The organism is Streptomyces coeruleorubidus (assembly GCF_008705135.1).
In the GTDB taxonomy this organism is placed as follows: domain Bacteria; phylum Actinomycetota; class Actinomycetes; order Streptomycetales; family Streptomycetaceae; genus Streptomyces; species Streptomyces coeruleofuscus.
Window position 1 is genome coordinate 2,162,929 of record NZ_CP023694.1, and the last position, 12,190, is coordinate 2,175,118.

Consider the following 12,190-nt stretch of genomic DNA (forward strand, 5'->3'; position numbering starts at 1 on the left):
ACAAAAAGGACCCCTGGTCCCAGCTGAACGCTGGGACCAGGGGTCCTTCCAAAGATTGTTCGGCGGCGTCCTACTCTCCCACAGGGTCCCCCCTGCAGTACCATCGGCGCTGTAAGGCTTAGCTTCCGGGTTCGGAATGTAACCGGGCGTTTCCCCTACGCTATAACCACCGAAACCCTAATGGTTTCGAGCGAACAAGCACACTCTTCAATTATTTGTTCTGCTCAAAGCCGACAACTGTTCGTTGTCTCAGAACTAACACAGTGGACGCGAGCAACTGAGGACAAGCCCTCGGCCTATTAGTACCGGTCAACTCCACACGTTACCGTGCTTCCATATCCGGCCTATCAACCCAGTCGTCTACTGGGAGCCTTACCCTCTCTAGGAGGTGGGAGTCCTCATCTCGAAGCAGGCTTCCCGCTTAGATGCTTTCAGCGGTTATCCCTCCCGAACGTAGCCAACCAGCCATGCCCTTGGCAGAACAACTGGCACACCAGAGGTTCGTCCGTCCCGGTCCTCTCGTACTAGGGACAGCCCTTCTCAAGACTCCTACGCGCACAGCGGATAGGGACCGAACTGTCTCACGACGTTCTAAACCCAGCTCGCGTACCGCTTTAATGGGCGAACAGCCCAACCCTTGGGACCGACTCCAGCCCCAGGATGCGACGAGCCGACATCGAGGTGCCAAACCATCCCGTCGATATGGACTCTTGGGGAAGATCAGCCTGTTATCCCCGGGGTACCTTTTATCCGTTGAGCGACGGCGCTTCCACAAGCCACCGCCGGATCACTAGTCCCGACTTTCGTCCCTGCTCGACCCGTCGGTCTCACAGTCAAGCTCCCTTGTGCACTTACACTCAACACCTGATTGCCAACCAGGCTGAGGGAACCTTTGGGCGCCTCCGTTACTCTTTAGGAGGCAACCGCCCCAGTTAAACTACCCATCAGACACTGTCCCTGATCCGGATCACGGACCCAGGTTAGACATCCAGCACGACCAGACTGGTATTTCAACGACGACTCCACACTAACTGGCGTTAGCGCTTCACAGTCTCCCAGCTATCCTACACAAGCCGAACCGAACACCAATATCAAACTGTAGTAAAGGTCCCGGGGTCTTTCCGTCCTGCTGCGCGAAACGAGCATCTTTACTCGTAGTGCAATTTCACCGGGCCTATGGTTGAGACAGTCGAGAAGTCGTTACGCCATTCGTGCAGGTCGGAACTTACCCGACAAGGAATTTCGCTACCTTAGGATGGTTATAGTTACCACCGCCGTTTACTGGCGCTTAAGTTCTCAGCTTCGCCACCCCGAAGAGTGACTAACCGGTCCCCTTAACGTTCCAGCACCGGGCAGGCGTCAGTCCGTATACATCGCCTTACGGCTTCGCACGGACCTGTGTTTTTAGTAAACAGTCGCTTCTCGCTGGTCTCTGCGGCCACCCCCAGCTCACCGTGTAAAACGGATCACCAGTGATGGCCCCCCTTCTCCCGAAGTTACGGGGGCATTTTGCCGAGTTCCTTAACCATAGTTCACCCGAACGCCTCGGTATTCTCTACCTGACCACCTGAGTCGGTTTAGGGTACGGGCCGCCATGAAACTCGCTAGAGGCTTTTCTCGACAGCATAGGATCATCCACTTCACCACAATCGGCTCGGCATCAGGTCTCACCCTCAAGTCATCCGGATTTACCTAGATGACGGGCTACACCCTTACCCCGGGACAACCACCGCCCGGGCTGGACTACCTTCCTGCGTCACCCCATCACTCACCTACTAACCGCTTGGTTCGGCGGCTCCACCACTTTCCTTTCCCCGAAGGGTCCGGAACGGCTTCACGGCCTTAGCATCACGATGCTCGATGTTTGACGCTTCACAGCGGGTACCGGAATATCAACCGGTTATCCATCGACTACGCCTGTCGGCCTCGCCTTAGGTCCCGACTTACCCTGGGCAGATCAGCTTGACCCAGGAACCCTTAGTCAATCGGCGCACACGTTTCTCACGTGTGAATCGCTACTCATGCCTGCATTCTCACTCGTGAACCGTCCACAACTCGCTTACGCGGCTGCTTCACCCGGCACACGACGCTCCCCTACCCATCACAGCACCCGTTGGGGCTATAGCTGCAATGACACGACTTCGGCGGTACGCTTGAGCCCCGCTACATTGTCGGCGCGGAATCACTAGACCAGTGAGCTATTACGCACTCTTTCAAGGGTGGCTGCTTCTAAGCCAACCTCCTGGTTGTCTCTGCGACTCCACATCCTTTCCCACTTAGCGTACGCTTAGGGGCCTTAGTCGATGCTCTGGGCTGTTTCCCTCTCGACCATGGAGCTTATCCCCCACAGTCTCACTGCCGCGCTCTCACTTACCGGCATTCGGAGTTTGGCTAAGGTCAGTAACCCGGTAGGGCCCATCGCCTATCCAGTGCTCTACCTCCGGCAAGAAACACACGACGCTGCACCTAAATGCATTTCGGGGAGAACCAGCTATCACGGAGTTTGATTGGCCTTTCACCCCTAACCACAGGTCATCCCCCAGGTTTTCAACCCTGGTGGGTTCGGTCCTCCACGAAGTCTTACCTCCGCTTCAACCTGCCCATGGCTAGATCACTCCGCTTCGGGTCTTGAGCGTGCTACTCCACCGCCCTATTCGGACTCGCTTTCGCTACGGCTTCCCCACTCGGGTTAACCTCGCAACACACCGCAAACTCGCAGGCTCATTCTTCAAAAGGCACGCAGTCACGAGGCAAGCACAAGTGCTTGCCCGACGCTCCCACGGCTTGTAGGCACACGGTTTCAGGTACTATTTCACTCCGCTCCCGCGGTACTTTTCACCATTCCCTCACGGTACTATCCGCTATCGGTCACCAGGGAATATTTAGGCTTAGCGGGTGGTCCCGCCAGATTCACACGGGATTTCTCGGGCCCCGTGCTACTTGGGTGTCTCTCAAACGAGCCGCTGATGTTTCGACTACGGGGGTCTTACCCTCTACGCCGGACCTTTCGCATGTCCTTCGCCTACATCAACGGTTTCTGACTCGTCTCATGGCCGGCAGACCATGAAAGAGAGATCCCACAACCCCGTATACGCAACCCCTGCCGGGTCTCACACGCATACGGTTTGGCCTCATCCGGTTTCGCTCGCCACTACTCCCGGAATCACGGTTGTTTTCTCTTCCTGCGGGTACTGAGATGTTTCACTTCCCCGCGTTCCCTCCACTTGTCCTATGTGTTCAGGCAAGGGTGACAGCCCATGACGACTGCCGGGTTTCCCCATTCGGACACCCCCGGATCAAAGCCTGGTTGACGACTCCCCGGGGCCTATCGTGGCCTCCCACGTCCTTCATCGGTTCCTGGTGCCAAGGCATCCACCGTGCGCCCTTAAAACTTGGCCACAGATGCTCGCGTCCACTGTGCAGTTCTCAAACAACGACCAGCCACCCATCACCCCGGACCTTCGATCCGAGTTCACTGGGGCCGGCGACTGAGGAAAAATCCATTCCCTCAGACACCCAACAGCGTGCCCGACACCCCTGGCCTCTCGTGGTCCGCGTTCCACGCTCCGAAGAGCAGTACTAGCAGCCCGAGTTGGCTGAAGATGCCGAATAGTCAACGTTCCACCCATGAGCAACCAGCATCAGACATTCGCTGATGTACTGGCCTCTGACCTCACCCCGAGGGGATCGGTAAGAAGTGCTCCTTAGAAAGGAGGTGATCCAGCCGCACCTTCCGGTACGGCTACCTTGTTACGACTTCGTCCCAATCGCCAGTCCCACCTTCGACAGCTCCCTCCCCACAAGGGGGTTGGGCCACCGGCTTCGGGTGTTACCGACTTTCGTGACGTGACGGGCGGTGTGTACAAGGCCCGGGAACGTATTCACCGCAGCAATGCTGATCTGCGATTACTAGCGACTCCGACTTCATGGGGTCGAGTTGCAGACCCCAATCCGAACTGAGACCGGCTTTTTGAGATTCGCTCCACCTCGCGGTATCGCAGCTCATTGTACCGGCCATTGTAGCACGTGTGCAGCCCAAGACATAAGGGGCATGATGACTTGACGTCGTCCCCACCTTCCTCCGAGTTGACCCCGGCGGTCTCCCGTGAGTCCCCAACACCCCGAAGGGCTTGCTGGCAACACGGGACAAGGGTTGCGCTCGTTGCGGGACTTAACCCAACATCTCACGACACGAGCTGACGACAGCCATGCACCACCTGTACACCGACCACAAGGGGGCGCCCATCTCTGGACGTTTCCGGTGTATGTCAAGCCTTGGTAAGGTTCTTCGCGTTGCGTCGAATTAAGCCACATGCTCCGCCGCTTGTGCGGGCCCCCGTCAATTCCTTTGAGTTTTAGCCTTGCGGCCGTACTCCCCAGGCGGGGCACTTAATGCGTTAGCTGCGGCACGGACAACGTGGAATGTTGCCCACACCTAGTGCCCACCGTTTACGGCGTGGACTACCAGGGTATCTAATCCTGTTCGCTCCCCACGCTTTCGCTCCTCAGCGTCAGTATCGGCCCAGAGATCCGCCTTCGCCACCGGTGTTCCTCCTGATATCTGCGCATTTCACCGCTACACCAGGAATTCCGATCTCCCCTACCGAACTCTAGCCTGCCCGTATCGACTGCAGACCCGGGGTTAAGCCCCGGGCTTTCACAACCGACGTGACAAGCCGCCTACGAGCTCTTTACGCCCAATAATTCCGGACAACGCTCGCGCCCTACGTATTACCGCGGCTGCTGGCACGTAGTTAGCCGGCGCTTCTTCTGCAGGTACCGTCACTTTCGCTTCTTCCCTGCTGAAAGAGGTTTACAACCCGAAGGCCGTCATCCCTCACGCGGCGTCGCTGCATCAGGCTTTCGCCCATTGTGCAATATTCCCCACTGCTGCCTCCCGTAGGAGTCTGGGCCGTGTCTCAGTCCCAGTGTGGCCGGTCGCCCTCTCAGGCCGGCTACCCGTCGTCGCCTTGGTGAGCCATTACCTCACCAACAAGCTGATAGGCCGCGGGCTCATCCTGCACCGCCGGAGCTTTCGAACACCTTGGATGCCCAAGGTGGTCAGTATCCGGTATTAGACCCCGTTTCCAGGGCTTGTCCCAGAGTGCAGGGCAGATTGCCCACGTGTTACTCACCCGTTCGCCACTAATCCCCACCGAAGTGGTTCATCGTTCGACTTGCATGTGTTAAGCACGCCGCCAGCGTTCGTCCTGAGCCAGGATCAAACTCTCCGTGAATGTTTACCGGTAATCCGGTCGACACCACGAGAGCGGAACGGTCAGGCGGAATAGGCCCGACCGTTCACAGCGTCCTCGCTGTGTTTTTTCAAAGGAACCTCGCCCCAGCTGATGCTGGAGACGGGGTATCAACATATCTGGCGTTGACTTTTGGCACGCTGTTGAGTTCTCAAGGAACGGTCGCTTCCTTTGTACTCACCCTCTCGGGCTTTCCTCCGGGCGCTTCCCTTCGGTCTTGCGTTTCCGACTCTATCAGATCTTTTTCTCGATCCGATTCCCTGTCGGCGGGATTTGCCGGGCGGCCTTGGCTTTCGCTCGTCGGCCTTTCGACATTCACTACGTTAACCGATTCGCCGTCCAACTCATAATCGAGTCCGTCGGCGCCGAATTCAGGCATGCGGGCACGCCGAATTCGCCCCTGCTGAGGGGAGTCGCTAGGTAGTGGGTTGGCCGCTTCCGGCTGCTGGCGAATGCCGTACCCGGGTCAAGCGGCTCGGGCTACATTACGCATCCTGCGGGGACGCGTCAACTTCGGCGGCGCCTCGGGACATGGGCCCGATAGGGGCTCACCGTCGGGTCGTTGGCGACCCAGAAGCGCCAGGGGTGGATGTCGCCGTTGCCCCCGTCGCCCGCGACTCCGGTGCGTGGGCCGTTGCGTACCTGGTCACGGGGTACGGGCGTGCCCGTGAGCATCCTCAGGGGGGTGGCGTCGGAGGTGCAGGCGTCCGTGCCGTCCAGGGAGCGGTCCACGTTCAGGGCCGTGGCCAGACGGGCCGGGCCTTTGGCCAGTTCCTTGTCGTTGCGGGCCGAGAGTCGGCGGGTGCGGGCCAGCTCGGCGCCCTCGATGATCTCGCCGGCCCGGAGCAGGACCGCGCTCGCCTTGCCCTCGGGGCCGCACACCAGGTTCATGCAGAACCACATGCCGTACGTGAAGTAGACGTAGACGTGCCCGGGGGGACCGAACATCACGCCGTTGCGGGCCGTGCGGCCGCGATAAGCGTGGGAGCCGGGGTCGTCGGCACCGTCGTAGGCCTCGACCTCCGTCAGGCGGAGGGCGATCGGACCGTCCGGGGTGGTGCGTACCAGGATGCGGCCGAGGAGGTCGGGGGCGACATCGAGGACGGGTCGGTCGAAGAACTCCCTGGACAGGGGCGTACGGTCGGGGGTCGCGATCATGCCCTCCGAGGGTACTGGAGACGGGTGGTGCGGTGGGGTGGCCTCAGGGCGCCGGCCTTGCCAGGGTGAGGGCATGGAACCGGCCACGGCCGGATCGCGTTTGTATGGATCAAGGATCCACCCGTAGTGGGCGAGAGGGAGAGACATGGCGTTCAAGAAGCTGCTCGCGAGCCTGGGGGCCGGCGGGGCTTCCGTCGAGACGGTGCTGCACGAGGTCAACGTCGTGCCGGGCGGTGTCGTCCAGGGTGAGGTGCGGATTCAGGGCGGGTCCGTGAACCAGCAGATCGAGGGGCTGTCGGTCGGGCTCCAGGCCAAGGTTGAGGTCGAGAGCGGCGACCAGGAGTACAAGCAGGACATCGAGTTCACGAAGTCCCGGCTGGGCGGGGCGTTCGAGCTCCAGGCGAACGCGGTGCACGCGGTCCAGTTCGGGCTGGAGATTCCGTGGGAGACGCCGATCACGACGATCGACGGGCAGGAGCTGCGCTCGATGCACATCGGGGTCTCCACGGAACTGGAGATCGCGCGGGCGGTGGACTCCGGTGACCTGGACCCGATCAACGTGCACCCGCTGCCGGCGCAGAAGGCGATCCTGGACGCGTTCATCCAGCTGGGCTTCCGGTTCAAGAACGCGGACATGGAGCGCGGTGTCATCCGGGGTACGCGGCAGAAGCTGCCGTTCTACCAGGAGATCGAGTTCCACCCGCCGCAGCAGTACCGGGGGCTGAACCAGGTCGAGCTGAGCTTCGTGGCCGACCAGAACGCCATGGACGTGGTGCTCGAGATGGACAAGAAGCCGGGTCTGTTCAGCGAGGGCAGTGACACCTTCCGCTCGTTCCAGGTGGGTCTCAACGACTACCAGGGGACCGACTGGACGGCGTACCTCAACCAGTGGCTCTCCGAGGTCGGCAGCAAGCGCAACTGGTTCTAGGGAAGGCCCTAGGCTCGGTATCGACTGCAAGAACCGATCCAGGAGGTACCGAGGTGACCGAGCTCAAGCGGCGGCCGCTCCCCCACGACTTCCATCCGCCCGTGCCGTCGTTCACGGTGACGAGCGAGGACGTCCAGGAGGGGGCGACGCTCAAGGACGCTCAGGTCCACGCGGCCGACAACACCTCGCCGCAGCTGCGGTGGGAGGGCTTCCCGCCCGAGACCAAGAGCTTCGCCGTGACCTGCTACGACCCCGATGCCCCGACGGGGAGCGGGTTCTGGCACTGGGTGCTGTTCGACATCCCGGCGTCGGTGACGAAGCTGCCGGCGGGTGCGGGCAGCGGCAAGTTCGAGGGTCTGCCCGAGGGTGCGATCCACGCTCGTAACGACTACGGCGGCAAGGAGTTCGGCGGTGCCGCGCCGCCGCCCGGGGACGGGCCGCACCGGTACGTGTTCACGGTGTATGCCGTGGACCAGGAGAAGCTCGGTCCGGACGCGGAGGCTTCGCCGGCCGTCGTGGGCTTCAACCTGCGGTTCCACACGATCGGGCGGGCCCAGCTGATCGGTGAGTACGAGGTGCCCGCCGAAAGCTGAGTGAGCCGCCCCGCGATCCCGGCGTTCACGGAACGTTTGCCCGCTCCTGGTCTTGGAATTGATCAGGAGCGGGCATTTTTGTTGCCGGGGGTCGCGGGGGTCACCCCCCGTGGGAGCAGCAGATATTGCGTTGTCCATCTCGGCGTGCCCGGCCAGAGTTGATCCCAGCCCGCCAGAGGGTGGGCCGGTGCACACGGGAGGTGGGCTGGTATGCGGGACACGCTGGTACTCAACGCGAGCTTCGAGCCGCTGTCGACGGTGACGCTTAACCGAGCCGTCGTTCTGGTGCTTCAGGACAAGGCCGTCGTCGAGCAGGCCCACCCCGAACTGCGGATGCGGGGAGCCGCGGTCGACATACCGGCGCCTCGTGTGATCAGGCTCTGCCAGTACGTACGGGTGCCGTTCCGAAGACGAGCGCCGTGGTCGAGGCGGGGTGTGCTGGTCCGGGACCGGCACAGGTGCGCGTACTGCGGGAGGCGGGCGACGACCGTCGACCACGTGGTGCCGCGGTCGCAGGGCGGTCAGGACACCTGGCTGAACACGGTGGCCTCATGCGCGCAGGACAACCACCGCAAGGCCAACCGGACTCCGGAGGAGGCGGGGATGCCGCTGCTGCGGCAGCCGTTCGAGCCGACTCCGGCGGACGCGATGCTGCTGGCGCTGGGGCAGGACGACTTCGACGCGCTGCCGGAGTGGCTGGCCCAGCCTGCGGCCTAGCCCGGCTGTCGCATGAAGGGGCCCGCTTCCTTCGGGGAAGCGGGCCCCTTCATGCGATGCGGTGCCGGGTCAGTCGAGGGACGGCTTCTCGCGGCGTTCCTGGGCGGGGACGCCGCCTCCGGACGCGCCTGAGTTGCCGCCGGAACCGCCGCCCAGGCCGCCGAAGTTGCCCATGGCACCGGAGAGGCCCTTGAGTGCGTCGCCGATTTCGCTGGGGACGATCCAGAGCTTGTTGGCGTCGCCTTCGGCGATCTTGGGGAGCATCTGGAGGTACTGGTAGGAGAGCAGCTTCTGGTCCGGGTCGCCGGCGTGGATGGCCTCGAAGACCGTACGGACGGCCTGGGCCTCGCCCTCGGCGCGCAGGGCGGCGGCCTTGGCCTCACCTTCGGCGCGCAGGATCTGGGACTGCTTCTCACCTTCGGCGCGCAGGATCTCGGACTGCCGGACACCTTCGGCCTGGAGGATGGCGGCGCGCTTGTCGCGGTCGGCGCGCATCTGCTTCTCCATCGAGTCCTGGATGGAGGTGGGCGGCTCGATCGCCTTGAGTTCGACGCGGTTGACGCGGATGCCCCACTTGCCGGTGGCCTCGTCGAGGACGCCGCGCAGGGCCGCGTTGATCTCCTCGCGGGAGGTCAGGGTCCGCTCCAGGTCCATGCCACCGATGATGTTGCGGAGCGTGGTGACCGTGAGCTGCTCGATCGCCTGGATGTAGCTGGCGACTTCGTACGTCGCGGCGCGGGCGTCGGTCACCTGGTAGTAGATGACCGTGTCGATGTTGACCACCAGGTTGTCCTGGGTGATCACCGGCTGCGGCGGGAAGGGGACGACCTGTTCGCGCAGGTCGATGCGGTTGCGGATGGTGTCGATGAACGGGACGACGATGTTGAGGCCGGCGTTCAGCGTCCGCGTGTAGCGGCCGAAGCGCTCGACGATGGCCGCGCTGGCCTGTGGGATGACTTGGATCGTCTTGATCAGGGCGATGAAGACCAACACCACCAGAATGATCAGGACGATGATGACCGGTTCCATCGTCGTTCCCCGTATCCCTTCTCCGCTTCGGCGCCTTCGGCAGATCTTATGGTTGTCGAAGATCTTGCTGGTCGAGTCTGTCAGACCGTCGCGTAGCTGGCGAGGAGTTCACTCCAGTTACGTCCTTCGAGGTCACATGACGATCGCGGTGGCTCCTTCGATGTCCACGACGTCTACGTCCTGGCCTACTTCGTAGGCGCGGTCGGTGTCGAGGGCGCGGGCCGACCAGACCTCTCCGGCCAGTTTGATCCGGCCGCCGGAGGCGTCGACACGTTCCAGGACGACGGCTTGTCTGCCCTTCAACGCGTCCACACCGGTGGCGAGTTGGGGTCGCTGGGAGCGATGCCGGTTCGCGATGGGCCGTACGACGGCGATGCCCGCGGTCGAGATGACGGCGAAGACGACGACTTGGGCGACGGCTCCGCCGCCGAAGACGCCGCTGACCACCGCGGCGCCGATGGCGCCCACCGCGAGCATGCCGAGTTCGGGCATCGCGGTGACCACGAGCGCGATGCCGAGCGCTGTCGCGCCGATCAGCCACCACAGCCATGCGTCGATTTCCACATGGTCATGGTAGGTCCGACGGCCCTGTCGCCGACAGGGCGCCCGGCGTGTGAAATGCCGTTCTTACTTTGGGATTTGCGGGCTGAGGGGTACGGGTCAGGACAGCGGGAGGCCCTGTGCCGTCCAGCGCTCGCCTGCCTGTTCGACAACGAGCGGGAGGCCGAAGCAGAGGGAGAGGTTGCGGGAGGTGAGTTCGAGCTCCAGCGGGCCGGCGGCGAGGACCTTGCCCTGGCGGATCATGAGGACATGCGTGAAGCCCGGGGGGATCTCCTCGACGTGGTGGGTGACCATGAGCATCGAGGGGGCGATCGGGTCGCGGGCGAGACGTCCGAGACGGCGGACGAGGTCCTCGCGGCCGCCGAGGTCGAGGCCGGCGGCGGGCTCGTCGAGGAGCAGCAGTTCGGGGTCGGTCATCAGGGCGCGGGCGATGAGGGTGCGCTTGCGCTCGCCCTCGGAGAGCGTGCCGAACTTGCGCTCCAGGTACTCGCTCATGCCGAGGCGGTCGAGGAAGGCGCGGGCGCGCTTCTCGTCGATCTCCTCGTAGTCCTCGTGCCAGGTGGCGGTCATGCCGTAGGCCGCGGTCAGTACGGTCTCCAGGACCGTCTGGCGCTTGGGGAGCTTGTCGGCCATGGCGATGCCGGCCATGCCGATGCGCGGGCGCAGCTCGAAGACGTCGGTGCCGGGCTTGCCGAGGGTCTCGCCGAGGATGGCGGCGGTGCCCGCGCTGGGGAAGAGGTAGGTGGAAGCGAGGTTGAGGAGGGTGGTCTTGCCGGCGCCGTTCGGGCCCAGGATGACCCAGCGCTCGCCCTCCTTGACCGACCAGGAGACCTGGTCCACCAGAGCCCGGCCCTCGCGGACCACAGATACGTCCTGAAGCTCCAGAACATCGCTCATGAGCGCGTTGTCTCCCCTTGCAGTGTGGCCGGTCTCGGCTGTCGCGTAAGCCTGTGGCTCGGTCCGCCGCGCCGGTGGGCGCAGCCCTCCATGAAATCTACGCCACCGGTCGGCCCGGACATTCCCTCGGTCCGGTCCTTGGAGGGTCCTAGGGTGGGGACATGCTCACGGAACCTCGCGCTGGACGTCTCGCTGCATGGGGAAATGCACTTTTGGCCGGACTTGTCTCGCCGGATGACGCCGTGCTCGCCATCGTCGGCGAGGACGCGGTGCATCGGGTGGAGGGACTGCCGGGTGAGTCGGGCCAGGTCGGGCTGACGCTCGCCCTGGGACGGCTGCGGACGCTCGGGGTGACCGGGCTGCGGGTGGCGCTGCCCGCGCCGGGGCATCCGCTGGGGCTGAGCGGGCCGCCGGAGTTCAACGCGCGGGCGCTGGAGGCCGAGGAGGCCGTGGTCTGTTACGGGGCCGCCTTGGGGTTGGTGCCGGACGTGTACGAGGCCGGGCCCGAGGGTGTGCAGGTCGAGGTCGTGTGGCACGTGCTGCCCGTGCGGGAGGCGCCGCCGGCGGATGTGCCGTCGCTGGGTGAGGCGGAGCGGGAGCTCGCGGAGGCCCTCCGGGAGGCGACCGAGGTGCTGACGCGGCTGGATGTGGCCGGATCCGGGCCGGTTGCGGAGGCGGCTGTCGACGCGTACCGGGCTCGGGCCGAGCGGGGGCGGGAGGTGCTGGCGCCGGGGTATCCGCCGCGCGCGGTGCGGGTGCTGGAGTTGGCGCAGCGGGTGGGGACGCTCATCGCTGTGGCGACGGAGAGTGGGGCCGGGGGTGCGGTGAGTGCGTCGGAGATCTCTGCGCGGCGGGAGGCGTTGCGGGCGGTGGAGCGGACGGCTCGGCGGGCGCAGGTCGCGGCGTACAACTCCGTTGTGGAGGAGCGGGAGCGGGGGGTGCGGTGACCTGGGGTTGTTCTGGTGCTCGGTGTTGGTGCTGAGCGGGGTGCGGTGCGGTGACTGTCGGTCGTGATGGTGCTCGGCGTCTGTGCTGGGGCTGGGTGGGTGCGC

General features: G+C 63.7%; 8 protein-coding genes and 3 rRNA genes. 4 read left to right on the forward strand and 7 right to left on the reverse strand.

All coding sequences use genetic code 11. The features are described 5' to 3' along the window. Positions 1-57 precede the first annotated feature (57 nt). From rrf to CP976_RS10135, 4 genes are all read right to left on the reverse strand, one after another. Positions 58-174 (reverse strand): 5S ribosomal RNA (gene rrf, locus CP976_RS10115). 104 nt (positions 175-278) lie between these two features. Then, positions 279-3,399, reverse strand: a 23S ribosomal RNA gene (locus CP976_RS10120). Positions 3,400-3,708: 309 nt separating this feature from the next. Next, positions 3,709-5,237: ribosomal RNA gene (locus CP976_RS10125) — 16S ribosomal RNA — on the reverse strand. The 16S, 23S and 5S rRNA genes sit together here, the layout of an rRNA operon. A gap of 525 nt (positions 5,238-5,762) precedes the next feature. Then, on the reverse strand, positions 5,763-6,413 hold the full coding sequence (locus CP976_RS10135; protein ID WP_150480040.1) for a DNA-3-methyladenine glycosylase: 651 nt from the start codon (positions 6,411-6,413) through the stop codon (positions 5,763-5,765). Between the two features lie 145 nt (positions 6,414-6,558). Between CP976_RS10135 and CP976_RS10140 the strand changes: the two genes are divergently transcribed. From CP976_RS10140 to CP976_RS10150, 3 genes are all read left to right on the forward strand, one after another. Beyond that, positions 6,559-7,341, forward strand: a complete 783-nt coding sequence (locus CP976_RS10140) for a sporulation protein (RefSeq protein ID WP_150480041.1) — start codon at positions 6,559-6,561, stop codon at positions 7,339-7,341. Positions 7,342-7,394: 53 nt separating this feature from the next. Further along, on the forward strand, positions 7,395-7,934 hold the full coding sequence (locus CP976_RS10145) for a YbhB/YbcL family Raf kinase inhibitor-like protein (RefSeq protein ID WP_150480042.1): 540 nt from the start codon (positions 7,395-7,397) through the stop codon (positions 7,932-7,934). Between the two features lie 210 nt (positions 7,935-8,144). Beyond that, positions 8,145-8,651, forward strand: coding sequence for an HNH endonuclease (locus CP976_RS10150; protein WP_010037688.1), 507 nt, complete (start codon positions 8,145-8,147; stop codon positions 8,649-8,651). A gap of 69 nt (positions 8,652-8,720) precedes the next feature. On the opposite strand, the gene CP976_RS10155 is transcribed toward CP976_RS10150, so the two are convergent. From CP976_RS10155 to CP976_RS10165, 3 genes are all read right to left on the reverse strand, one after another. Then, entirely contained in the window at positions 8,721-9,680 is a 960-nt protein-coding gene (locus CP976_RS10155) for an SPFH domain-containing protein (RefSeq protein ID WP_086604733.1), read from the reverse strand. 132 nt (positions 9,681-9,812) lie between these two features. Next, entirely contained in the window at positions 9,813-10,244 is a 432-nt protein-coding gene (locus CP976_RS10160; protein ID WP_150480043.1) for an NfeD family protein, read from the reverse strand. Between the two features lie 96 nt (positions 10,245-10,340). Beyond that, positions 10,341-11,138 (reverse strand): ABC transporter ATP-binding protein, encoded by a 798-nt coding sequence (locus CP976_RS10165; RefSeq protein ID WP_150480044.1) that lies wholly within the window; start codon positions 11,136-11,138, stop codon positions 10,341-10,343. 161 nt (positions 11,139-11,299) lie between these two features. Here CP976_RS10165 and CP976_RS10170 point away from each other — a divergent pair, with 161 nt between their 5' ends. After that, entirely contained in the window at positions 11,300-12,085 is a 786-nt protein-coding gene (locus CP976_RS10170) for a hypothetical protein (RefSeq protein ID WP_150480045.1), read from the forward strand. The last annotated feature ends 105 nt before the right edge of the window (positions 12,086-12,190 follow it).